This window comes from Gilliamella sp. B14448G11 (genome assembly GCF_016101765.1).
In the GTDB taxonomy this organism is placed as follows: domain Bacteria; phylum Pseudomonadota; class Gammaproteobacteria; order Enterobacterales; family Orbaceae; genus Gilliamella; species Gilliamella apicola_N.
This window is the reverse complement of sequence record NZ_JACFPX010000021.1, coordinates 25,791-51,886: the sequence shown is the minus strand read 5'-3', so window position 1 is coordinate 51,886 and position 26,096 is coordinate 25,791. Positions and strand designations below refer to the sequence as shown.

The 26,096-nt window shown below is 30.1% G+C and carries 21 protein-coding genes and 3 pseudogenes; 2 read left to right on the top strand and 22 right to left on the bottom strand.

Annotated features, from left to right (window positions below; translation table 11 throughout):
* The 4 genes and pseudogenes from H3S88_RS11800 to H3S88_RS11785 all read right to left on the bottom strand — a co-directional run.
* Positions 1 to 377, bottom strand: a pseudogene (locus tag H3S88_RS11800) (hypothetical protein); the annotation flags it as partial.
* A gap of 1,707 nt (positions 378 to 2,084) precedes the next feature.
* Entirely contained in the window at positions 2,085 to 3,131 is a 1,047-nt protein-coding gene (locus H3S88_RS11795; protein WP_198228989.1) for a type VI immunity family protein, read from the bottom strand.
* 861 nt (positions 3,132 to 3,992) lie between these two features.
* A complete protein-coding gene (locus H3S88_RS11790; protein ID WP_086351263.1) occupies positions 3,993 to 4,784 on the bottom strand; it encodes a phosphatase PAP2 family protein in 792 nt (263 codons plus the stop codon).
* A 228-nt stretch (positions 4,785 to 5,012) separates the two neighbouring features.
* Entirely contained in the window at positions 5,013 to 5,729 is a 717-nt protein-coding gene (locus H3S88_RS11785) for a GntR family transcriptional regulator (RefSeq protein ID WP_039127950.1), read from the bottom strand.
* Between the two features lie 179 nt (positions 5,730 to 5,908).
* On the opposite strand from H3S88_RS11785, the gene H3S88_RS11780 reads away from it, so the two are divergent.
* Both H3S88_RS11780 and H3S88_RS11775 read left to right on the top strand, forming a co-directional pair.
* The gene (locus tag H3S88_RS11780; RefSeq protein ID WP_065602594.1) at positions 5,909 to 7,237 is read left to right on the top strand and encodes a 6-phospho-alpha-glucosidase; all 1,329 of its coding nucleotides are present in this window, start codon (positions 5,909 to 5,911) and stop codon (positions 7,235 to 7,237) included.
* Between the two features lie 113 nt (positions 7,238 to 7,350).
* Positions 7,351 to 8,931 carry an alpha-glucoside-specific PTS transporter subunit IIBC gene (locus H3S88_RS11775; protein ID WP_198228988.1) on the top strand — a complete coding sequence of 527 codons (1,581 nt, stop codon included), beginning with the start codon at positions 7,351 to 7,353 and terminating at the stop codon, positions 8,929 to 8,931.
* Between the two features lie 173 nt (positions 8,932 to 9,104).
* On the opposite strand, the gene H3S88_RS11770 is transcribed toward H3S88_RS11775, so the two are convergent.
* From H3S88_RS11770 to H3S88_RS11690, 18 genes and pseudogenes are all read right to left on the bottom strand, one after another.
* Positions 9,105 to 9,947 carry a hypothetical protein gene (locus tag H3S88_RS11770; protein WP_198228987.1) on the bottom strand — a complete coding sequence of 281 codons (843 nt, stop codon included), beginning with the start codon at positions 9,945 to 9,947 and terminating at the stop codon, positions 9,105 to 9,107.
* Between the two features lie 352 nt (positions 9,948 to 10,299).
* Positions 10,300 to 11,538: a M20 family metallo-hydrolase gene (locus tag H3S88_RS11765; protein ID WP_198228986.1), complete on the bottom strand. Its 1,239-nt coding sequence runs from the start codon at positions 11,536 to 11,538 to the stop codon at positions 10,300 to 10,302.
* Positions 11,528 to 12,013 (bottom strand): L-2-amino-thiazoline-4-carboxylic acid hydrolase, encoded by a 486-nt coding sequence (locus tag H3S88_RS11760; protein WP_198228985.1) that lies wholly within the window; start codon positions 12,011 to 12,013, stop codon positions 11,528 to 11,530. The genes H3S88_RS11765 and H3S88_RS11760 overlap by 11 nt, the downstream gene beginning before the upstream one ends.
* Positions 12,014 to 12,051: 38 nt before the next feature.
* On the bottom strand, positions 12,052 to 13,557 hold the full coding sequence (locus tag H3S88_RS13600; RefSeq protein ID WP_370528611.1) for an amino acid ABC transporter permease/ATP-binding protein: 1,506 nt from the start codon (positions 13,555 to 13,557) through the stop codon (positions 12,052 to 12,054).
* A gap of 99 nt (positions 13,558 to 13,656) precedes the next feature.
* Positions 13,657 to 14,433 (bottom strand): annotated as a pseudogene (locus tag H3S88_RS13595) (transporter substrate-binding domain-containing protein); the annotation flags it as partial.
* 993 nt (positions 14,434 to 15,426) lie between these two features.
* On the bottom strand, positions 15,427 to 15,864 hold the full coding sequence (locus H3S88_RS11750; RefSeq protein WP_198228984.1) for a hypothetical protein: 438 nt from the start codon (positions 15,862 to 15,864) through the stop codon (positions 15,427 to 15,429).
* Between the two features lie 995 nt (positions 15,865 to 16,859).
* Positions 16,860 to 17,048 (bottom strand): hypothetical protein, encoded by a 189-nt coding sequence (locus tag H3S88_RS11745; RefSeq protein WP_198228983.1) that lies wholly within the window; start codon positions 17,046 to 17,048, stop codon positions 16,860 to 16,862.
* A gap of 1,477 nt (positions 17,049 to 18,525) precedes the next feature.
* Positions 18,526 to 18,792 (bottom strand): YkgJ family cysteine cluster protein, encoded by a 267-nt coding sequence (locus H3S88_RS11740; RefSeq protein WP_198228982.1) that lies wholly within the window; start codon positions 18,790 to 18,792, stop codon positions 18,526 to 18,528.
* Positions 18,789 to 20,360 (bottom strand): hypothetical protein, encoded by a 1,572-nt coding sequence (locus tag H3S88_RS11735; RefSeq protein WP_198228981.1) that lies wholly within the window; start codon positions 20,358 to 20,360, stop codon positions 18,789 to 18,791. The genes H3S88_RS11740 and H3S88_RS11735 overlap by 4 nt, the downstream gene beginning before the upstream one ends.
* A gap of 45 nt (positions 20,361 to 20,405) precedes the next feature.
* Positions 20,406 to 21,494: a hypothetical protein gene (locus H3S88_RS11730; protein WP_198228980.1), complete on the bottom strand. Its 1,089-nt coding sequence runs from the start codon at positions 21,492 to 21,494 to the stop codon at positions 20,406 to 20,408.
* Between the two features lie 130 nt (positions 21,495 to 21,624).
* Complete coding sequence (locus H3S88_RS11725; RefSeq protein ID WP_198228979.1) at positions 21,625 to 22,500, bottom strand: WYL domain-containing protein; 876 nt, start codon at positions 22,498 to 22,500, stop codon at positions 21,625 to 21,627.
* Positions 22,501 to 23,274: 774 nt separating this feature from the next.
* Positions 23,275 to 23,619, bottom strand: coding sequence for a hypothetical protein (locus H3S88_RS11720; protein WP_039127924.1), 345 nt, complete (start codon positions 23,617 to 23,619; stop codon positions 23,275 to 23,277).
* Positions 23,619 to 23,807, bottom strand: coding sequence for a DNA/RNA non-specific endonuclease (locus H3S88_RS13590; RefSeq protein ID WP_144093467.1), 189 nt, complete (start codon positions 23,805 to 23,807; stop codon positions 23,619 to 23,621). Before H3S88_RS13590 ends, H3S88_RS11720 begins: the two co-directional genes overlap by 1 nt.
* Before the next feature lie 291 nt (positions 23,808 to 24,098).
* Entirely contained in the window at positions 24,099 to 24,446 is a 348-nt protein-coding gene (locus tag H3S88_RS11710; RefSeq protein ID WP_039127922.1) for a hypothetical protein, read from the bottom strand.
* Positions 24,446 to 24,616: a hypothetical protein gene (locus H3S88_RS11705; protein ID WP_232352590.1), complete on the bottom strand. Its 171-nt coding sequence runs from the start codon at positions 24,614 to 24,616 to the stop codon at positions 24,446 to 24,448. The genes H3S88_RS11710 and H3S88_RS11705 overlap by 1 nt, the downstream gene beginning before the upstream one ends.
* Before the next feature lie 290 nt (positions 24,617 to 24,906).
* On the bottom strand, positions 24,907 to 25,257 hold the full coding sequence (locus H3S88_RS11700; protein ID WP_198228977.1) for a hypothetical protein: 351 nt from the start codon (positions 25,255 to 25,257) through the stop codon (positions 24,907 to 24,909).
* Between the two features lie 2 nt (positions 25,258 to 25,259).
* Positions 25,260 to 25,487 (bottom strand): annotated as a pseudogene (locus H3S88_RS13585) (DNA/RNA non-specific endonuclease); the annotation flags it as partial.
* A 237-nt stretch (positions 25,488 to 25,724) separates the two neighbouring features.
* The gene (locus H3S88_RS11690; protein WP_198228975.1) at positions 25,725 to 26,096 is read right to left on the bottom strand and encodes a hypothetical protein; all 372 of its coding nucleotides are present in this window, start codon (positions 26,094 to 26,096) and stop codon (positions 25,725 to 25,727) included.

Here is a 26,096-nt window from a genome sequence, read left to right as displayed (position 1 = left end):
AACTGTTTTAATGGCCCAGACTGTTTTAATGCATCTAATGGATTAGCCGAAGTTAAGGAATTAAGTGCATTAAGTCCTTGAGTTGCAAAGTCGCTTAAACTGCCAGAATTAGCAGGATTAAAACTCAAACGGGCATTTTGGTTAAGAAATGGCTCAACAGAAAGTTGTTTATCCGAGCTGGTAAAGGTAATGGTGTAATACCAAGGCTGGTTAAGTTGCTCATTACCCTCAACTTGTAAAACTGATACCTCAGCAGACAAACCATCAATATTTAACGTATAGCGATTATGGCCGACTCCATTAACTAAACCTTGCTTTAAGCCCCGACTTAAACCATTACCCAATTGATTCACCAAATTGGTTAATCCTTTATCCATGCTATCCTCGATATATTTCAAGTGCGCTGCAAATAAAACTTTGTTTTATTGAACTATTTATTATTAATATTTATTTAATATTATTTTTTACTAAAAAATTGATTATTTTAATGATTTACCATTATTAGTTAAATATTTTTATGAAGTTACGTTAAAAAATAATCTAAAGAGCATATAAAATACGCTTTTTTACGTTTTTTGCAATCTTTTTTTAATATTTCTTTAAGTTTAATTACACATATAACTTACTGATATTATTAATTATATTTATAACAAATCATTAAATATTTGTTACTTAAACATGATCAAACAAGGATTAACAGAACTTGGATTTTGCTGATTTTTTATTAAATATTTTGCACCGAATTTTTATTGAGATTTGTAACTAGAAAATCATTTTTACTCAAACATAGCTATAACCTGAAACCTTTTGGCATAAATAACTAACCACCAATTACAAAAAAATTTCTCTTTAAAAATAACAATAAAATTTTTGAGTAATTAAATAATTGAGTTAAAGATATTTAAAAATTTAATTATATAAATAAGTTATGATTAATTTTGTAAAAATATTCAGGAGTCTATACCATTTCATCATAAAATCACGCCAATTTTAAATTCAAAGAAAGAATGATCATTGTGAATTGTAGATAGAATTTGGATTTTATGTATTCTGCATAAGTATTTTGTAGAGTGTTTTTTAAATCATTAGGCCTAAAAATTGATTTTTACTCAAACATAGCCATAACCTGAAACTTTTTGACAAAATAACTGATTTTTCAAATATCAAAAATAGTGGCTTTATAAAGCGATCAATTAGGCTATAAACAGGATTTTAGTGTGATTAAATAATTGGGTTGAAGTTATTTTAAATAATCTAATTATATTATTGGGTTATAATTTACTATGTAAAAAATATTCAGGAGTCTATGCCGTTTCATTATAAAATCACGCCAATTTTAAATTCTAAACAACAATGGTAATTGTGAATTGTAGATAGAATTTGGATTTTGTGTATTCTGCAAAAGTACTTTTTAAATCATTAGGCCTAAAAATTGATTTTTACTCAAATATAACCATAACCTGAAACCTTTTGGCATAAATAACTAACCACCAATTACAGAAAAAATTTCTTTTTAGAAATAAAAATAAAATTATGAATAAAATTTTTAAGTAATTAAATAATTGAGTTAAAGATATTTAAAAATTTAATTATATAAATAAGTTATGATTAATTTTGTAAAAAATATTCAGGAGTCTATACCATTTCGTCTTTTTAATTGAGTTAAATTTTCTGATATCAATGAAAAGTTATGTATGATTGGAAACATTCAGATTTTTTAAACTTTTTAAGTGTTGTGTTGTGTTGTGTTGTGTTGTGTTGTGTTGTGTTGTGTTGTGTTGTGTTGTGTTGTGTTGTGTTGTGTTGTGTTGTGTTGTGCAATAATCTTACATCTAATATTAGTATCTAAAACGATTTTTTTATAAACTCTATTTTTAGCATAAAGCTTTTTTATAAAATAAAACTACAATTTAAAATTAACCATTTTTTTATATAAAATAGACTTAAATCAAAATACATACCCGATCTAAAACTTTTCAACAATAGTCAAAAAAACTAATGTTAATGGTAAAAGATCAGGTATTTTATAATTTAGTTTAAAAAAGCCTAATTATTGGGATAAAACATACTTTAATAGACACATCTCAAGTTTCATTTATCCCAACACTTTCCTCTTCTTCAGATTCCTCTGGAGGAAGATCAGTTGGGGTTACATCGTCAAAACGAGATTGCCATTCTTTAGAAGTTTGGCTATCTTGAATTTTACCATTATTGGATGTAAAACCAAATGAAGCAATCATTGGAGCACGTGCTTGTTTTAATAAAGCATTAGCATTAACATAATGTTCAGGATAAGGGTTACGACCAATATCACAAAATTCTGGTACTTCACCAGCCTGAACAACGACTCCCCCATCGTAGGGATGAAAAATAACGCTTTCATCACTATTTTTTTGTTTAACGTCATCGAGACTACCTAATTTTTCAGTAAAAAGCTCTTCACTAAGAATAGTTAGCCAGTTAATACTTTTAAATCCGTCTCTAAAATGTATATCTTCTTCATCAGTGGAAATATCTAAACCTAAATATTTACGCGCTAACTCACCTTCTAAATATTGATAATCATAATATTTATAACGTTGTCTTATACCTAAACCAAAAAAACCATGCATAGGTTTTAAAATTTGGCTGACTTGTCGGATGAATTCTACCATTTTATCAACACCAAAATATTTTAATTCATAAATTGGCAAGTAAAATTGTAAATAACTCACTGTGTTATATTCTTTTTCAACAGATTCTGCTCTTGATAAAACTTTAATTAAATAATCAGGGATTAGATATAGTTTATCTACATTACTCCAATAAAAACTTAAAGTATCTAAACAAAATCCGTTATTAAGTATTATTTTTTGAGCTAAACTGATATTTTGATAACGATATAGAGTATTGGGATCACCATCCCCAAAGCCATGAGTGAGGTGGTCACCCCAATTTTTATCATATAATGCGAGGACTTGGTTAATTGCTTGACGCTTTTCAGATTTATAAGATTTATCTAAATAAAAGCATCCTACTAAACCGACTTTTAAAGCACTTTCGGTGTGATCAAAGTCCAAATAATGACCGAAACCAAATTTATCATAGTTTAGTTTATATTCATCTAAGAGTTTCTGCAATTTATCGTTCATTAGTTTATCCTATCTTTTTATGTGACATTGCATTAGTCAATATCTTATTATATTACATATAAAACGTTTTATTTGTATAAAGGAATTGAGAATTATTAGATAACATATTAAATATACTGAAAAAAATGGTGGCATTATACCTGTAATGGTTTGATTGTTCATTATGAACAACAATTAATAAAGAAATAATTAAATATATCTCATCAACTGTTAAAGTATAATGATTATAAATAAAATTTTCATGCAACTGTTTAATGAATTCGAATGATTCATTTTTCATACCTTTCTCCTTTTATAATCCCTACATTATTTTGTAATGATTAATATTTCTATATTTTTTTAATATTGAGTTTTTTAGAATTTTGATTTGACATCATGATTATCATTATAACTGGAGTAATTCTACTGATATTGATTCAATTAGTAACTTACAAAAGTTTACAAAAAATAACCAAATGTAATGTATAAACTACCTGTTTTATAATAATTTGCAACCATTTTTATCTGATTATTTTACTTTTTTAAATTAGCCTCAATATTTTGAGTGAAATTTATACAATAATGGTGCGGATACGCTTCTATAAATTGTATTATCACCTCATAGATAGCACTTTTATTTTTTGGGAATGGATAACTCAACCTTATTTTTAAATAAATAATATAGAATTATATAAAAAGAGTTATACAAAAATGGGATATTAATAGTCTTATTAAAAATAACCATAAATCATATAGTTAATACATATTAGTTAATTTTTAATTCTTTGTTCGGTAATTATTTTTTAACCTATTAAGGAAAATAATTTTCCATTACTTTCCCTAATCATTATATAGAATGATAAAAATTCATATCATTCATCTTTATTTATTAACTAAATTAAGTTGATTTTGAACTTCTTCTGTTGCTTTTTTAAGATCTTCTTGAAATTTGGGAATAGTAAGTAAGCGAGAATATTCAACCGCCCCCACAAGTCGTCCTGCATCCACATCACTTTGCCAATGAGCACCACAGATCATACGACTCTGACCAAATTCATATCCACGTTTTATAATTGCTTCAGCGTGTGATGGAGCTATTTGAGCAAGAACTAATGCTAAAGTCCACCCGTATGAAGTATGACCAGACGGAAACGATCCATTTTGACGTAGACGTTCTTCTTCATCTTCAGGTTGACAGCTATGATTACCGAAGTAGACAAATGGACGCCCTCTATTATATGCTTCTTTCGCTGTTTTAGTCGCATTATCCGCTGAATCCACCAGAAGATCGCCTAGCATTTTATATAAAGTTGGAGTTGTTTCAGGTGAAATTGTGATACCTAAAGGAGCAGAAAAAATTTTAGCCACGTTTGGGGTATGCAAATCAGCATCTGTGGTTGCCTGTTTCCAACGTTCTGTTCCTTTAAGGTTATACCCATGAAGATAAGCAATCTTGTCTGCTTCAAATTCAGGAGTACCTTCTTTTGGATAGATTGGCAAATAGGCCTTACTACTTACAGCTTGCTCAGCAGTATGATAAGTAATCCCTATTTCATGACCTAAAAAATCCTCAGTTGAGCCTTTTTGAAAAGCGAATGATGATGAAAAAAATAGAGAACAATAGAGTGCAGAAATCAATATTGTCAGTTTATTAACGCTTACATTTTTTTTCATTATTTACTCCTATTACCTAATTTATGATTAAACAACAATGAATTAATTATGGAGAACTTGAAATTATAAAAAAGCGATTAACTAATGGAGCACTAACGCTCTAAATTTTTATAGATTATAAAATATATTTAACATAAATTATACGATATTTTTACAGTTTACAATAATATTAGGACTTTTGTATTTATATAAAACACCTTTAAGTGATATATTTTCCAAAATAGCATGTTAACCTAATCCCCTACGGGCAATATATTCGAATCGATACTGAAATCCTCTTAAATATTGAATACTGTATTCAAACCTTTCACCCGTCTTTAATTCACTCACTGAGCGAAGCCGTAATATTGGATGATTTGTATCAATATTTAAATGTTTAGCAACGATATTTGTCGCCAAAACGGGTTTTACATCTTGCTTACTATGGGATATTTGATAGCCTTTCTGGTGCTCTACATAATAGTACTTTGATGATTGCATGACTTTAACGCTTAAATCAGGAAATAATGAGAGTGGCATATAGCTTTGTTCTAAAATTTCTGGCTCATCATCAATTGTTCTTATACGTATTATTGAAAATATTGACGCTCCAACTTCTATTTTTAAATGTTTAGCAATAGCCGGTAAAGCTTGTTCTAATTGGAAATGTATTACTTTTGTACCCGCTATTCGACCTAACGAAGTAATATTCTCATCAAATCCTTTCAATTGAATCGCATCATGCTTGGCTGAATTATATTTTACATAAGTCCCACTTCCTTTAATTCTCTCTACTAATCCAAGATTTTCCAATTGCTCAAGCGCTTTGCGAACAGTCACACGACTGACTTTATAGAGGTCTTGTAAAGCCTGCTCTGTAGGTAACACATCTTCTAAATCCAATTCACCAGAATAAATTTTTTGTTCAAAGGTTTCAGCTATTTGTCGGTATAGTGGTTTTGCCATTTAAAGTCTCAACAGATTAAATTTATGTCATTTTATCATTTAATTAGCAAATTGAGGTTAAAAATATTTTGTGATCATTTTCACATTTGTATTAAATAAGTATTATTTTAAATAATACTTATTGATAACATATTTGTACTTTATTTGTTTTTTAATCAACAATACAATTAGGAAAAACTATGAAAAAGATAAATTTAACTGTTGTTGGGGCGGGAAGCACTTATACGTTAGGTATTATGAGAAGTCTGATTACTGAAAAAGATAACTTTCCTTTAAAACGAGTTGTTTTCTATGATATTGACGCACCACGCCAAGAACTAAATGCTAAAGCAACAAAAATAATGTTTCAGGAACTTTATCCAGAGCTTGAAGAATTTATCTATACCACAGACAGAAAAGTGGCTTTTGAAAAATCCGATTTCTTTTTTATGCAAATCCGAACGGGTGGATTGAAGATGCGGGAACGTGATGAGCAAATTCCTCTATCGCATCAGTGCGTAGGTCAAGAAACCTGTGGCGCAGGCGGAATGGCTTATGGCCTACGTTCTATTGGTGACATGATAGATCTTATTCGTGAAATCCGATGTTATCAAAAAGAGGCTTGGATCTTAAATTATACTAACCCTGCCGCTATTGTTGCCGAAGCTTTAAATAGAGAATTTCCTGATGACAAACGAATTTTAAATATCTGTGATATGCCTGCTGCTATAATGGTGAGTTATGCCAAATTACTTGGCTGTCAAATTTGGGATTTTGTACCTGAATATTTTGGTCTTAATCATTATGGTTGGTTCACAAAAATAAAAAATAAACAGGGAGAAGATCTTACTCAGAAGATTAAAGACATTATCTTAAAAGAGGGTATTAGCGCCGTTGATTCGGTTATTGCTAATGACCCTTCTTGGCAAGCAACTTTCAAGAATATGGAAATAATGCTAAGGGATAATCCAGAATTCCTACCAAACACTTATTTACAATATTATTTGTATCCGGAAAAAATGGTTAGCAAAGAGGATATCAATAATACCCGAGCTCGTCAGGTTATTAATGGACGAGAAAAACAAGTATTTGAAATGTGCCGTCGCATCATTGAAAAAAATTCAATTCAAGGGGAAGATCTTCATGATGATATACATGGTCGGTATATGATCCGCGTAGCATCATCTTTAGCGTATAACAAAGGCGATATCTACCTTGTCATTGTTCCTAACAATGGCGCTATTAATAACATTCAAGATGATGCAATGGTTGAAATCCCATGCATGCTCACATCAGATGGACCTAAATCGTTTACTATCGGTAATATTCCAACATTCCAAAAAGCAATGATTGAAATTCAATTAGGTTATGAAAAACTTGTCGTTGATGCTTGGTATGAAGGTTCGAAGCAAAAGCTTATTAATGCATTAACACTAAATAGAACAGTGGTTAATGTACCTAAAGCGAAGACAATCGTCGAAGAAATATTAAACGAAAATAGAAAATATCTACCTCAATTTTTTAAATAATTAATTTAATTGAAACAAATAACACTAGGTTTGCTATCAAACCTTAGTGTTAGCATAAGTTATCAATAAATTAAAATAAATATTAATCAATTTGTTAAAGGATTAATGTCTATATGAGAAATACAATTCAACGCTTTGGTGCAGCAATGTTTGTTCCGGTTTTATTATTTCCTGCTGCCGGTATTTTGTTAGGTTTAACCGTTGTTTTACTTAATCCCCATTTGTTTCCATTCGCTACTGAGGGTTCTACATATGTAAAAATTCTTGGCATACTACAAAAGGCATCGATGGTTTTATTTCAAAATATGCCAATGCTTTTCGCTCTAGGTTTACCTATTGCTTTAGCCAAAAAAGCATCAGGGCGTGCAGTACTTGAAGCTTTTATTTCATATCTAACATTCAATTATTTTATTGGTGGGATTATTGATGTATGGAGTGAACAATTAGGGATAAATTATCAAATAGGGCAAGCTGGATTAATTCAAATTTGTGGTGTCTTAACTTTAGATACGTCAATCGTTGGCTCAATTTTAACTGCAAGTTTCACCGTTTGGCTCCATAATCGCTTTTATGATTTACGTTTACCTGAGTGGGCAAATGTATTTACTGGAACCCCAATTATTGTCATTCTTAGTTTTCCTTTAATGCTAATACTAGCTATATTAACCGTTATTGTTTGGCCTCCAATCCAAAGTGGAATACAAAGCCTACAAGTGATTATTTTAAATTCTGGGGCTATTGGTGTTTGGCTATTTACTTTTTTAGAGCGAATTTTAATACCAACGGGTTTGCATCATTTTGTCTATGGCCCAATTTACTTCGGTCCAATTGTTACTGATGGCGGGACTGTAAATTATTGGATTTCACACATTTCAGAATTTGCAGATAGCACTAAACCATTAACAGAACTTTTCCCTCAAGGCGGATTTATGCTTATTGGTATGGGAAAGGTATTTGGTTGCACGGGCATCTCGATGGCGATTTATTCAACCGCCAAACCTGAAAATAAAAAAATGGTTTTTGGATTATTAATTGGTGCAACAATCACTGCAGTTTTGACCGGTATTACTGAACCCATTGAGTTTACTTTTTTATTTATTGCACCAATGCTATTTTTAGCTCATGCTCTTTTAGCTGCAACAATGGCAACAATCATGTTTATGTTTGGCGTATCCGGAAATTTCTATTTAGGTGTGATCGATTTCATCTTCCAAAATTGGTTACCATTAGGTGCAAATCATTGGGTTACTTATGTTATTCAAATTGTGATTGGTTTGACTTTCACCGTAATTTACTATTTTGTATTTAAATTTCTTATCCTCAGATTTAATTTAATGACTCCGGGACGCGCAGATACCAATATAAAATTGTTTACTAAAGCTGATTATAAAAATAGTAAACATAACTCAACAACGAGTACCCAAACAGATGAGGAAGAAAAACAAAATGATGAAATTAGACAGAAAGCGATAGCTTTTCTTGAAGGTTTAGGAGGAAAAGATAATATTTCACATTTAACTAATTGTGCAACTCGGCTTCGTGTTCAAATTAACAATCCAGAATTAGTGTATGACGTCGAATATTTTCAAAGTAATGGTGCAATAAATATCGTAAACAAAGGCAAATCTATACAAATTATTGTAGGATTAACGGTTCCTCTTGTCAGAGAAGAGATAAATGCATTAATGAAATAAAACCAATCTAGTAAAAAAGGCAATACAGATACCTTGCTATTTATATTGCCTTTTTGTACTAGATTATTTAACAAAAAAATTTAAGTAGCAGTTTATTGAATAATAAACCTGATTCCTTACCTCTTAATGATTAACCTATATTTAATTATTACTTCAATAACTGCAAAGTATTTTTAATTAATATCAGTTGTATCACACAAATACTCTAACCATTTTTTAATATCAATTTTTTCGCCGTTTTCAAACTCTATTTTACATTTAATATTCTCAATTGGTGCTAAAGTTCTTTTCTGTTTTGATACATTTTTCATCAAGATTGCTTTATCATTATTATGAAAAATATAGTATTTTTCGATTTCAAATAGTTCGTTGTTGTTATTTATGGGTAACAAGACTTTTGTCGGAGGATCAAATGTAAAAATATATTTTTCATTGAGAGATACTTGTTTTCGAACATGATCAGCAAATTTAAATATTTTATCTAATTCTAACTTTAACACATCTTTACATAAGGATTTGAAACTATAATGTGTTGCATTAATCGTAATTTGAATCGTCGATGTAAGTTCATTAAATGCAATTTGTTCAATTTTATGACCATTTGCAACAGATAGATAAAAGTTACCATCCTCTTTTAGAATTAATTGTTTTATATAACCACTAAAATTTTTGCTATTACCTGGTAAATTAAAATTTGCAAAAATTGCATCTTTTTCCCAAATAAGAGCAACACCTTGATTCATCCTATAATCTAAAAATTCGTAACTTTTCTCATTATTTTGAACCGTTTTTATTACTTTAGGTTTGACCATTTTTTTAAGTAACCATTTATCATGAAACAGCCGTATGTTAATGAAACCAACCAAACAAACCAAAATAATGATCAATGAGATGAGTTTCAAATAAGAAACAGATTCGGGTATAAAAGCGTTGTTAAAATACCCCATCAAACTCGTGATAATGAAAACCAATGTAGAAACTACTAAAAACAACTTTATCGTTATAATCTTTTTCATCAATTTCTTTCCTAGACAAATCCAATTTATACTAATCCATATATTAATCACATATTATATAAATACCCAATTACTAAGCATTAGTTAATTTTTTTACTGGATAAATAGTTAATTTAAATTAGTAAGTTAAATCCATTTTAATACAAACCAGCATTAAGTTGCTAGAATATAACAGGCAGATTTTCCATAATATGCTTGGCAATAGGTTTTTCAGTATGTTGTACAACCATTATTGATAAATAACCTATTGATTAAAAGTAATGAAACAATTTTTTTCATATTTTATTATGGCAACTGATAAATTAGTATTGTCTAAACACGCCCATTACTTTACTTAAAATAATTAGATAAATTATTGTGTTAAGTCTAATAATGTATCAAGTAAAACATCCGCTCCAGCTTTACACCATAATGTTGTTATCGATTCTGCTTCATTATGACTTATCCCTTTAATACAAGGAATAAATATCATTGAAGTCGGGGCGACTGTACTTAAATGACATGCGTCATGACCTGCTCCTGAAATCATCTCAATGGCAGAATAATTATTTTTTACCGATGCATTTTTTACAGCGTTTATACAGGCGGGATCGAAATGTATGGCTGGCATACTCAGTATTTTTTTGATTTCAAGTTTTAAATTTAATTTTTTTGTTATTTCAGATAATAAAGCGTACATTTGTGTTTCAAAACTTTCCAACAAATCTGAATCATAATGTCGTAAATCAATAGTAAAAAAGCAATGTCCAGCAACAACATTACGAGAATTAGGACTAACCGTTATCATACCAACTGTTAAGCGAATATCTTTACTGTCTGGATTCAAAGCTAATTCATTCAAAGCGGTTACACATTCAGACAAGCCGACAACTGCATCTTGGCGCATATTTACTGGTGTAGTTCCTGCATGAGTAGCCAAACCAGTCAAATTTACTTCGTACCAACGTTGGGCAAATGCACCTTTAACAATACCAATAGTTTTATTTTCGAGTTCCAATATAGGCCCCTGCTCAATATGAGCCTCGATAATAGCTTTAATAGAATAATTTTCAGTATTATCACTTCCCAAATAGCCTATTTTTTGTAAAGCTTGTTTTACTGTAATTCCTTGTTGATCTTTAATTACATAAGCGTCTTCAAGTTTTAGTTTTCCCGTAAAAACAGCGGAACCCATCATGGCAGGTGCAAAACGTGACCCCTCCTCATTCGTCCACATGACTAGTTCAATGGGATGATTGGTCTTAATATTAAAATCATTCAATGTTAATAGCACTTCCAAACCAGCTAATACGCCATAAATGCCGTCATAACGCCCCCCTTTTGGTTGACTATCACCATGAGAGCCTGTCATAACAACGGGTAAGTCCTTTAGACCATCTCTGCGTATGAAGATGTTTCCAATTGCATCAATGCGTACTTTGAAGCCAGCAGATTGACTAATTTGAATTAATAAATCACGTGCTTGTTTATCTAACATTGTTAATGTTAAACGACTCACTCCACCATTATCCGTTCTACCGATTTTTGCAAAATCATCTAATAACTTTTCAAGACGTTTTATATTAATTTGGGGCTGTATATTATTCATCATTTTTAACTCGCAGACAGTAACGAAAATCACAAATACCATCACCCATCATAATTGTATGAGGACGGTCTAAATTAACTTGTGGTGCATAACCTTCTATGAATTTACTATCACGGTTACACGATAATAGAAAACCGATTTCAGCTAATCCCATTTCTTTATACATTTCGGCATATTTACAGCGATGTACATTATAATCATACTTTTCATGGCTACTCTCAACAACAGTGATTGTTAATGCATCATCTTGTTCCCAAAGATGTTGTAATGCTACAAAACTTTCAACACTAGTGCCATTGGGTTCTTTTGCAGCAAACTCCTTTCCTGCGTCAATAGCTGCTTTTGCAACAGCTTCTTCAATAACAGCTTTAGCTGCCTTGTTACCGTAATTTCTTATTAATATTTCATAGATCGGCTTGATTATTTCGGCTTCGATTTTACGACGATGTAAAATACCAATTTCGGGAAATTCCTGCATCACTTATACCTCATTTGATCCTATTCATGTTTATCAAATTAATGTTCATTCTGATTTAAAAATTGTTGTAAACGTTTATCATCACTATTTTTTAAAACATCAGGATTATCATCATGGATTATCTGACCTTTTTCCATAAAGATAATACGATTAGACACTTTGAATGCAAAAGACATTTCATGGGTGACAATTAACATAGTCATGCCTTCCGTTGCTAATTGTGCAATTACGAGCAAGACTTCATTAACCAGTTCAGGATCCAGAGCTGAAGTAGGCTCATCAAATAACATAATACTGGGCTCCATAACAAGTGCTCGAGCAATTGCAACTCTTTGCTGTTGTCCTCCAGATAATTGATGCGGATATTTATTGGCATGTTCTAGCATTCCAACCTTATCTAATAAAGCCAATGCCAATTGTTTGCTGTTATCTAGATCCTTATCATGATATTGAGGTGCTAAAAGTAAATTTTCTAAGACCGTTTTATGGGGAAATAAATTATAATTTTGAAAGACCATCCCCAAGTGGACAATACGGTTGTAAAATTGTTTATCATGTAATTTTCGTCCGTCAATAAAAGGAACTCCTTCAAATAGAATTGTTCCTTCATCCAAATTTGATAACCCGTTTATAGTTCTTATAAGGGTTGTTTTGCCTGAGCCTGATGGTCCAATTATTGAAATAACATCTCCCCAATTGACATTTAAATTTATATTGTTTAATACTTTAGTATGTTCATAACTTTTATTTAAATGCTGCAACTCCAATACATACTTACTCGTTTTATTTGTTGATAAAGAATCACTCTCTTTTTTGGAAACGGAATCAAGGGTAATAAATTGGATTTTTTCGTTGTTAGCCCTTTTAGTGACATCTAAATAAACCTCAAAGCGTTTAATTAACCAAGTCACGATTGTCACGATTGCAACGTAGTAAATCGCTACAATCGTTAATGTTTCAATTACCAGAAAATTACGAGTATAAAGTTGTTGGCCAACTAATAGAATTTCTGTTAATGAAATGACAGACACTAATGATGTTAATTTTATAATGGTGACTAATTGATTAGTCAGCGGTGGGAGTGCTACTCTCAATGCTTGGGGAAATACAATTTTAGTTTGAATCGCCCAGTATCTTAATCCTAAAGCTCTTCCAGCATCTATTTGGTCGTTTGAGACAGCTTGTAACGCACCTCGATGAATTTCTGCCATATAAGCACTTTCACTCAGAACTAAAGCGATAAGCCCTGCCCAAAAAGGATTAGATAAAATGATACTACTTGCTTCCCAAAATCTTGGTAAACTATAAATATAAATTAGTAAAACGAGTAATGGCAAACTTCTAAATAACCAGATATACAATGATGTAACTTTGATTAAAATAAACTGTTTTGAACGATTACCTAATGCCAATAGCAAACCAAAAAGTAGCGCACTTATCCACGCCAAACAACTTAAAGAGATAACTGTAAAACTGGCTTTTACAAAATTTGGATTGATTAATTCGTTAAAGAAATAATTCCAATTAAAGCCTTTTTGTTCGATCTTATTGTTGTTTTTTAGATTGCCATCTAGATCCGTTGCGATATAGTCTAAATTGTCATTTAATAAAGTTTGACTAGGATAAGCTAAATTATATTTTTTAAGCAAAGCATCATACTCTCCAGACTGTTTTACCATTTTAATAAGATCGACCAGATTCTGTTTAAACACCAGATCATTTTTACGAACGGCTAAACCGATTAAAACTGGATTAAGCATGTTCTTACTGGTAATTTTCAATGTATTGTTTAGCTGATTTATAACCATATTGGCTACAGCTGCATCTTCATATTGAACATCGACACCTCGTGAGAGTAATGCTTGTGAGGCCTCGGGAGCGCTTGGATACTCTTTCACAACAATTGGATTCAACTTGTTAGGTTTGCAATATGTCTGACTAACCTGATTTATGGTTTCAATCCACGCAGCCCCTTTCATTGAAGATACCCTTTTACCACATAAATCTTTTAAAGTTTGCGGGTTAAAATTATCATCTTGTCGAACAAGCAAAACGCCACCAGTTTGTAAATACGGAATAAAATCAACCTGTTTAGCACGCGTCGCATTTACATATAATGCACTTGCAACAACATCATAATGACCTGACTCAAGCCCAATAATGATATTTTCAATTCGAGTATCATTAAAATTAGCTATTTTATGGGATTTTTCTGCCAACAATCGCATAAAATCAGGATCAAAACCTTCAGCTTGATTGTTTTCTAAATACGCAAAAGGTGCATAAGTCAAATCAATACCAACGTTTAATACATCAGATTTTTCGTCGATAGCCGCTATAGCTAAAGGACTTATTAAGATAAAAATATAGCCAACAATAATTCTTAGAATTTTTTCATTAAATGATAGGAAAGAGAACATAACTTTTCCATCCTTGTCTGATTTCAATACAAAAATAGATTACATTGATGTTATTTGGATGAGTTTGATTATAATTAGATAGAAATATTTAAATAATAATAAATAGTTATATTGTTATATCATTTAAGTATATAGACTAAATAAGTAATCAGATTTCGGTAATTTGAGTAATGACGGAGAGGATCATGTAAATATTTATTATTAATCAAATTGATTAAATTCTTAATAATTTTGGTTAGAATATAAAAAAACAAAAAGACTTTTATCCTTGCATGTGGTTTTCAATTCTTTTAATAGTTTATTTAGTCAATGGGATCATTTTGATAGTCATTTTCATATTTGCGTATATCAAATCAAAAAGATTCTTTAAGTTATTTCAATAATATATCCCATTTTTTGCTTAAAAAGATAGTATTAATGGATGAAAAAACAAGCTTTAAGCGTTGTGTTAACTAGTTTTGAAAATGCTTCAAGAATTTAAAAAAATGTTACTGTTGATTGATTTTGTGCAGCAGTTAGACTTGAACTGACACGCATTTAAGAGAGATTTTTGAATTCTAATGTCATGCATTTAGAACCAAAAAATTAATGATAATCAGGATATAATTGACCATTACCGAGTATAGCCGGACACAACCGCCGATATACCGCTCATTCTATTTTATGGCAATCAGTAAATAATTTAGCCATACTATTTTTGGCAACTGGGTAGTTGATTGATTTTCACATAAACTCAATAAGTTTTTACTCTATCTTTAAGCGTTAAACTGTACAATTGATACCAAGTGTTAACAAAATCAGATATTCTTCACCGATCTTGTTTTTTAGTCATCCATTGATTAGTTGCGGTTTACGCTTTTATAGAGTTTTATAGGCTATGCCCTCACCCTCATCTTTTGTAATAAATGATTCACGGATTAGTCCACCACCTTAAAAAGCTTTCTGAAACAGCCATTTGCCGTTTTTTTCTTATTGACATTAGAGTATATTGATTTAAAAATCATTAGTAGAGATTTTGTCGCAAATATCTTTAATATGGTACGACGATGACATTGTCTTTTTATCTTTAAATGTGAATCGGTTAACCCACTCAATATCCTTTTCTTTAAAAAATGAAACTATCTCCTCATTTTGACAAAGTTCTTCATCAAACAATAATTCCGAAAATGAATCTACATCTTTTTGACTAAATTTAACGCTTTTAGCTTTATAACGATAATCGTAAATTATTGATCGACCTTTTGAACTTATATTTGTCAATGATATTTTATCATCAACTTTTATTGGAAAATTGCCATAGTTTTTATTTAAATCCTTTTTTATCCATGAAGCTAATTCTCTTGCTAGTTTGCTTTCATAATCGGCAAAACTAGAAGATGTAAATAAAAGACATGCTGCTAGTGATAAAGTCAATGTAATAATTTTTTTCATCATTCTATCCTTGAATAAATCTATATTTTATTTTTTAAATACACAATTTTTTAATAGTACGAATTCATTTTCTGTTATCGCATTTTCTTTCTTTAATTTTAAAATACGCCCTATTTCCGTAAACATATCACAAGATAAAATAACTTTTTTATTGATTGTAGCCCATTTATACTTGGTTCACCCTAGCCTGTTAATAACTAAGAAGCGTTTACTTCAGTTTCAATAGTACATCTCAAAACAATATCTGAAAGTAAAGTATTGTATTTTAATTACAATAACACTTGTAGTTGTATCTCAGTTCTTACATAACCTTTTTAAGGTAGTTAACTTGAAAATCTTTAAATTCTAGAAATAACAGATTCGAAATCATCAAAATTGAGCATATTTTCCCTTATTGTAAAAAGGTCTACTCAACCTATTAAAATATTGAAACTGTATTATATATCTTAAAAAACATATCTAATTGCTTTAAATAAAACCAAATAAACACTATTTAAGGAAATAATTTATCCTAAACAAAATTTATCAATAAGTTTTGATAACGCTAATATGATTGTTGACAAATACACAAAACATTCAGTTATGAAAGTTAAAATAATCAAAGATCATGTTTTAAAGGGTTATGAGCCGATTTGTAAAAGAACATCGAATTAGGAATAAAACTTCAAGACGACAAAATACATCAGGAGAAATAACCGTAATAACATTCTGAATTAATTTAGAATTATATTAAAATTCTGGTTAATTTAATTAGTAGTTAAAGGGTATAATAATCAATGAAATGTCCACACTAAAATCAAAAACCACAATTCGCATTAGTAAAAGAATCAGTAGGATAACAGCCAAACAATATTTGTAATGTACTAATATTGACTGTAGTTACTCATTTGTTACATTGTAATCAGTTGTGACAACGTTAGAGCCGAGCGATATACCAAACTATACAATTATTAATATTCCCCTATCACAAAAAATTATGCAGCATCATAACAAGACTATGCTCCACCATCGTTGGTATTGGTATTGGTATTGGTATTGGTATTCATTATCATTTTATACAAAAGCTCATGCAATAAACACAAACCAATTTTGACATCTTTTTCTGACAAATCAGAGTCAATCATCAATCTGCTAACAAACTCTGCGCGCTCTAATTTAATATAGTTTTTGGTTATTTCATCCATACTCGCACCCTAACACTGTTTTTTTATACAGTGTATTAGGTGCGCTGAGTATTTTCAAGAAAATTTTCTAATTTGTCTATTACAAATATATGTTTCAATTAAATATATACCTAACCATGTTATTTCTTTTAATAAAAAATAGATAAAAACGAATAATAAATATCGATAAATAGAAATCAATCGCTATTTTATCGACTACGGTAAAATATTATACAGTAGAAAGCCAGGCAGCGCTAAAAGTAACCATTTGAGTTTATTGAATTTTATTAACTTAAAAAAATGTTATAAACACTTTTAATTAAAGGAAGTTAATAATTTAAAATTCATTTCGTATACCTAAAAAAAATGGCCCTTAAATTAGGTATTTTTAGTACTTATTTTTTAGATTAAAAGTCGATTTTTCGCAGATATAAAAATTTGACCAAAATTCAGTCCTCACATTTGAACATTTAAGAAATTACTCTCCCTCATTAAAATAATATAAAAACTGTGCATACTATCCATTATTTCTTGTAAGCATTGTTATATAAGGCTTTATACCATGTATGTTTATATTTTTACTGTCCATAAAAACAAAAAAACCGCCAATCAAGGTGGTTTAAACAATAACAGACAATTTTTTGGATGTTATCAGTGCTATTTTCAAGTTTTCTAATCCTAAAATAAAAAGGTTTCTAAGACTAAAAACTTACCTATAAATTTAACTGATTCAATAGAGACCGAACAAAAAGTGAAATTAATGGGACATTAGATAATATTACTAGAAATTTGTTAGAATACATTAATAACCTAAGAGGTACTTGTTCTATTTCATAAGCGGGAATATTGACTTTAAAAAATTATGAGAAATTGTTAGATACACAATATGAAATAGCAGAAATCATAATTTCATCAATCCAGAGTCAATTTTAATATAAAAATATTGATTCAAAATACTTAACTACACTATTAATACAGGAACTTATTGCCCTCTTTAACTGTATTTCTTCATAATACAGGAAAAAACTACCATTATTTACACATGTAACACATTTATCAGATATAGCTACATTAATATACTTAAATCATAAAGTATAACCGTTACCCATTATAAAAATATTTGCGTAGTAAAGTTAAAAAACTAATCAAAATGAAGAATAAAGAACGTTTAGTATTTTTAAAGAAATAAAGAAACTAAAATATAGCTCAATTACAAATATTGATTTAATTCTTACTTATGTTATAACTTTATAATAACACTCAAGTTCCGAAAATCAATCTACCTGTAATCAAGAAGTTTAATATACTCGTAGCTCAACTAACGCTACGTCACAATTTATATATTACCGATTTAAATAACCTTTTGTTTAAAAAATATCGGGACTGTCTAAAATAAATACAAAATAAATTCAATAAAATAGATATACAATAAATCATTTCAATTTAGAAAATATTTAGAATGTCATAACTAAGATTGAAGAGTTTTTCTTTAAAATTTTTATTTAGATAATAAAATACGGCAGGCTATTTGATTTAATTCAATAAATTCCTGCCAAGTATATTTATTTTTATAATTTTTTTTATATTGTTCATCTACTCGACAAATATCTGGGCGTACATCATAAATACGACATAATTTTAAATGCTGATTATAAGCAATACAAATACCATCTCCTCGATCCAAAAATTGGGTTTCTAGTGATAAATTTACATGACAACAACACATGCCACATTTATCACAAGGAAAAGGTGTTAAAAAACTCATAATGAATTTAACCACGATTTTACGGAATCAGGATTTCCCTTTTCATATGGTAATTTAATATTTCGTTTATCAATTTCCTCTTTTAGTATAAAACTTCGTTCAAGTTCATTATTGACTGAAGATAAACGTAATGAAAAGAGCTCAAGTTGTTCGGTATCAATGTTAAATTCTAATTGGTAAAGTTCTAATAGGTAACAGTCTAATTTTTTATTAACTTCACGATAAAAATCAATTCTTTTAGTGCTGTTATCAGAGAATTTATCTAAAAATGACCAAATCTTCTGACAAATTTCGCCAGTTTCAAGATAATAAGTTACCCCTAGTGTAATAATACCCGTAACTAAGGTGCTACAAAAAGTGGCTATTTCTGCGCCAAAAGGGAATGTAATAACTTGAGATAACATTGAGTTAATCATTACACCACATGAGACAGCTATTCCTGCACCAACAATTTTACCGACTTCTTTTATTAATTGACCTAAAGGTAATGATTGAGGATTAAAGAATATTAATTTAATTGCTTGTACTAAGTTTCCCCAAATCTCTCGAAGTATCTTCACGATCTGTTTTTGTGTTGTAAAAAAAATATTAATCACGGTGGTACTAACGCTTGATAACACTCCACCTATTGCCGAATCTTTAAAAGCTATAAAAAATGTATGGAACTTCTTTTTAATTCTATGCCATATATTGTTAAATGTACTCATTAAATCAATTATAAAACCATTGATGGTAAAATATTGACGATTTCGCTCATATATATCAGGAATTGATTCTTTTAGTTCAAACCACACTTCAGCCAAAATTAGCCCCAGCATTTGCCTTGTGCCCATTTTAAAACCTGAAATAGCAGCCTGTTTAGTGATATTTTTTAAAAATTTACTACTTGTATAATATTCACGATTTATCTTTTTATTATAATCTGCTCTCGCTTTTTCATCGATTTTTTTCATCTTTGCTAAATCAGCATTATCTATATTTTCTAATTTTTTTAACTCTTTTTGCTCTTGTTCGGTTAAATGAGGTTTATTTTTGAGTTCAGCTTTTTTTTGTTGTCTTTCAATATGCTCATTTTGTAGTTTCAGAATAAACTGCTCCATCGACTTATCTTGCTTCTTTTTATTAATATTTTCATTAGTAAAACAAAGATTTGATTCAGCATTTGCTAAATCTTCCCCTCTCATATCTGCTAAATTTCTACCTGCATCATCATGAATCTCATTTCTAGATATAACGTGATCTAGATTTTTTATCTCATTAATACTAAAAACTTTACCTGTATATTCATCACATAACTTCCCTTGTTGATGAGCAATTTTACCTTGTTTATTTTTTGCAATATAATTACGGTGTGAATGATATTTATGAGAATCATATTTCCCACGATTATCATATCGCTCTTTTTCCTTTTCAGTCGCGTAAATCCCCTTTCTCACATTATAGATAGTATCGACATCACCGCCATTTTTATCTTTAAATAATAAAAAATCTAATCCAAAAGAAGTCGCTAGTGATTTAACAACAGTTTGATGAAGCTCGTGACTCCAGTCTATTTCAGCTTTATACATAGACGTTCCTTAGAAAAGGGCCGGAAAATATCCGGCGATATATAATTATTTTAATAAAATTCCATTATATTTTTTAGGCTGTTCAGTTAAAACTGAATCTAAAATTGTTTCATTAATTACACTTCCACCATCTTCATCAGTTTCGAATTGAATTTGTCCATCTTTAATAACCGCTTTTCCATCTTCATCAACTTGGGGTTTAAAAATCGGAGTGGTAATAATTTCAGTCATAATGGCCGCCAATGCATACCCGTTATCAATCTTCTGAAGACATTCTTTAGATTCATCAATTGAGATATCTTCCCCTTGATGACGCTTCATAATAGTTTGATGCATTGTTTTTAAGGCATCGAAATATTCAATAAAAGTATTATTAATGATAGTCAGTGATAGATTAATTCGCTGTATATAATTAGTTATTTTGTTGAGTCGTGCTTCGGCCAAGTCCATTTTTTCTAAGGCTTTATTAACTTCTTTGCTTTGTTCTTCTGCATTCGCTAATGCTTTTTCTGCATGTAATGCATAAGCCAAACCAGCAACAGCTAAAATAGGGGCTGCTGCGGCGGCACCTAATACCATCGCACCACCAGCCATTCCCCAACCTCCAGCAGCAAGCGATCCGCCGCCAATTGCAGCCATTGTTGCATTGTAGGCAGCGGCACCTGACAATGCTGCAATAGGGGTACCTGTTGATGCTGCAGCAAATGCCATCACTCCACCATAAACAGCAAAACTTGCAGCAGCACCGGTAGCGCCTGCAGCAGCTACCGTTGCTAAAAATTCAGTCGTAGAAATAGAAAGATCACTAATTTTCTTTAATTGGTTTGATGGGATAGTCAATTTTTGGTTTTTATAACCACTTTTTTCTAATTTTACTAATAATTCCTTAGCTAATTTTTCAAATTCACCAATTGATTTACCAATGCTCAGTTCCAGATCACCAAGGTTATTTAATGCTTCATCAGTATTCTGTTGTATTTTATCAAGTTGTTCTTTTCTGTTATTATATTTGTGAATTGCAGATTCCTGAATTTTATCGGCTTCTTGCTTAGTTTTATACCCATCATATGCTTTTTTTCCACCAAACGCTGTTGCCGCAGCTGCTGCTCCAATAATTATTAACGGTAATGCCATGTTTGTTTCCTCACTTAAATTACTAATGCTAGATTCTTTCACTATTATTTTTATCAACTGTTATTACTCTACTAAACTGAAGAATAAAACCTTTTCACCAAAACTTCTGACCAATGCCATAAGTTCTGGTTCACTTACATGTGGTAATCGTTAATGTAATATCACCATTATTTAACTCATCTATTTTTTGTTGTACGGCCCATACTCGTTCTTTTATATAGTTTGAAACATCTTTTCTAAACTGTATGGTAAAGGTACGAGGTTCATGCCATGGTAAGCCAAAAGTATTTGGATTAGGATCAGGAATAGCTATACAAATTTGATGTTTAATTAAGTCTAATTTTTTTATACGGTGAATAGCTAAACACATTGTATTGATTAGTTCTTTGCCTGCATTGTTAGTGCAAGCACCATAAACATATAAAGCGTTATTCATTGCAATAAGTTTTTTGGGTATAAAATAATGATTTTTTCCATTTGGATTATTATCGGATAAATAATGAAGATGACAAAAATATTGAGATCTGATGCAGGTTAATAAATTCTCAATGATCAAATCATGTGTAGAATAATCAATCTTTCCTTTGCTAAAAAAAACGATGGGTTTATTTGTATACGGAAGTTTTTCAGAATCCAGTTGTAACAAAAGTGTTGATAATTTCAAAATGGTTTGATCTAAACGCTTAAAAATATTTTGCGGAACAAAAGCTCTGGAAAGTTCCTGGCATAAACTTAGATAGTGCAGTTCCTGATAATCAAGTCCTAACTTATTATGGTGTTTAGCTTGCAAGCGGTACCATCTGCGCCCTTTATCAAGCCCCGTTTGAAAACAACTAGCACTTAATTGCTCTATTTCATTAGCTAATCGCATAATTGTTTGTGCAGAACAATTTAGTAGTTTACCTAATTCAGATTGATAATGGCACTTATCTTCCGAAAATAATATTTGGTACATACGTAATAACTTTTGCCCTGAACTACTATCTTGGTCATGTTTTATTGCCATATTAAAAGTCCATTTGTAAATCTATAACTATTTCAATAGTACATAACGAATAACAAACACTATATCAATGTTAGTTTCCACAATATGGAAACTGAAGAGTTTTTATATGAAAAATTTATTTCAACATTGTCAATAAAACAATTATCATCATGTAATTTCTCGTCAATAACCATTTATTTTTTTCATGGGCTAACAATTCATAATCTTCCGTGCTTTTTACTACCTGTGGTTTTGAATAAACTTTTTGTAGTCTATTATATTATCTATCTAAAGCTGATGGCGTTAACTCATACTCTAAAACTAAATCATTGCGTGTTTTACTTTGTCGATAAAATGTTATCATCTTTAGTTTAAAATAATTAAAATAGGTTCGACTTTCTCATCATTTTATTTTTCTTTTTTTTAAATAGTTTACCTTATCTCTTAAAAAAATTATACGAATTAGTGTACGTCATATAAATATATCAATTTTTCTTAAAAGTTCATCTTCCTGATATGAAAAAGAAAAGCTTGACTGAATTCACTATTAAAACTTGTCGTTACAAAAAATACTTCTGTGTCACTATCTAAAAAGTCGAATTCTAAATATACTCCAAAACAAGAAAATTCTATACTAAAAGCAAAAGTAGTTAGTGCTGATATATCCGCTTATCCAGCGAATATATATTTTGAATCTGAAAATCCGATACTATTTTGGTGGATATATTTTAGAAAGATTATGAATTTCATTACAAACAGATAAAAAGGTTTTATCATCATCTTTAATGAATAAGATTACCTTTCAATAAATGGCTCATATTTAAATTCAATATCAATTTTAGCATTTTCAATATCGACAGTAACAATACAGCCTACCCACGCTGGTAAACCATTAGTTAAGTTATTATCAATACTGTATTGTCTTAATTTCACTAAATAATCTAACATATCGCGATTAGCTCTAGCGCCACCAAGAAATCGTTTAATATCATTTGATTTATTTATATAATCAAATTGACACTTACAATGATCCTCGTCAGGAGACAGCTCAGCTTTCATTATGACTGTTTTTGCTCCCTCAGGAGCTATATTGAATAGCAGTTGGCCAATTTCATTATAAATACTATTATTTTTTAACATTATTTTCCTCTAGGTGCATTTTTAAATGTGTGTTCAGATAGAGTCTCACCATCAGTTGAAGAGGTTATATAAAAGCTTTCAGGCCTTAAACTCGTTCCTTCATATAAAGGCTCTATCTTAACATAGACTGTTTTAGCTTCTGGCAAGTTTTTAACCCATCTATTTTCTAGCTTTTTCCATAAGCACAATTGAGATTTGAATTCGTTGGCAGGAAGTTAATTTTTTCTTATGATCCATTTAGTTAAGATGCAATTAAGCCAAATTATTGTAAAACTTGCCATGCACACTTCTACTTGTTCAATAATGAATATTTGCTTCAGTTGACTATGGTCGCAAATGTTCGACGTTAAGCCTAGACGCAAATACTAAGACTCTAATATAAAGTAAGATGAATTATAATAATGTGTTTATATATATAAAATGTGCTTATGTTTGGATTTGCTATTACCTGATTAAGCCTAACTATTTAATGATTAATATTATTCATCAAAAATAAATGGTTCATACTTAAATTCAATATTGATTTTACTTTTTTCAACATCCACCTCAACGATACAGCCAACCCAGATAGGTTCACCATTTGAAAGGTTGTTATCAAGATAATATTTTCTTAATTCAACCAATGTATCTAAAATATCAATTTCGGCAATGCCATCTGGATCATAGTCATGCTGTTCATTACGTTTATTTACATAATAAAATTTATATTTACATACATCTCCTTCTGCATTAGGTTCTGCATGCATAATAAGTTTTTTTGCTTTATCAGGTCCTGAATTAATTAGGATACTTCCCAATTGATTCAAAATTTGATCTTCTTTAGTCATTAAATTCCTCCTGGTGAATTTTTAAAAGTAATTTTATTAAATTTGCCATTATCAAAAGAATACAGAACTCTCAAGTCTGTGGGTCTAGTATCTGTTACTCTATATAAAAGCTCAATTTTAACCTTAACAGTTTTTCCTTCTTGTAGTGCCTTAAACCAATTATTTTCCATCTGTTTCCATTCACCACGATTGAGATTTGAATTCATTGGCAGGAAGTTAATTTTTTCCTATGACCCATTTAGTTAAGATGTAATTAAGCCAAATTCTTGTAAAACTTGCCATGCATCCTTCTACTTGTTCAATAATGAATATTTGCGCCATTTCGCTACAATCGTGAATGTTCGGCTATCAGCCTAGACGCAAATAATAAGACTTTATAACACACAGTAGAGTACTTACAGCACTGCTTATGTTTGGATTTGCTATTATCTAATTCAGCCCAACTATTTAATGATTAATATTATTCATCATCATCAACATCAATAAATCGTTCATACTTAAATTCAAAATCAATTTTTGAATTTTTAATATCTATCTCAACGATACATCCCACCCAAATCGGTTTTCCATTAGTAAGATTATTATCAAGAAAATACTTTTTAAGTTCTAGCATTGTGTGAAATATATCATTTGTAACTTTAGGGTCAGGCACAAATTGTTTTCTATTGTTTTCATTATCAAAATAAATAAAAACATAAGTAGCAACATCATTTTCTTCTACAATTTCGATTTTTGTTATTATTTTTACCGCATCATCTGGGTAACTATTAACTAATATTTGCCCTATTCTATTATAAAGATCATCTATCATATTTATTTACTCGCTTGGTTATAAAATTCTAAATAATAAAATCCTTTATTATCAACATAATACGATACCCTAAACTTATTTGGTCTTATATCTGTATCCTTATATATAGGCTCTATCTTAACTTCAACTGTTTTACCTTCTTTTAAGGATTTAACCCATTCATTTTCTAGCTTTTTCCATAAGCTACGATTAAAATTAGCATTCATTGGCAGGAGGTTAATTTTTTCGTATGATCCATTTAGTTAAGAGGCAATTAAGCCAAATTCTTGTAAAACTTGCCATGCATCCTCCTACTTGTTCAATAATGAATATTTGCGCCAGCTCTCTATGGTCGCGAATGTTCGACGTTAAGCCTAGACGCAAATACTAAGACTCTAATATACAGTAAGATAAATAATAGCACTGTGTTTACATACATAAAATGTGCTTATATTTGGATTTGCTATTATCTGATCAAGCCTAACTATTTAATCTTTAAGATCGTCATCTTCAAAAAGAGGGATAAATCGTTCATACTTAAACTCAAAATCAATTTTAGCATTTTCAATATCAACAGTTATAATACAACCTCTCCACGCAGGTAAACCATTAGTTAGGTTATTATCAATATAATATTGTCTAAGCTCTGTTACAGTATCAATTAAAGGAATTGTTATATCGTCATCCAGTAGATACCAATTTAATTCATCATTTTGATTATAATAATCAAATAAATAGGTGCAAGCATCCATCTCTGGGGTAAATTCTAATCGAGCAATTACTCGTTTTGCTCCATTAGGTGATGATTTAAATAGTAATTGCCCAATTTCATTATTTAATTGATCGTCTGTTTTTGTCAT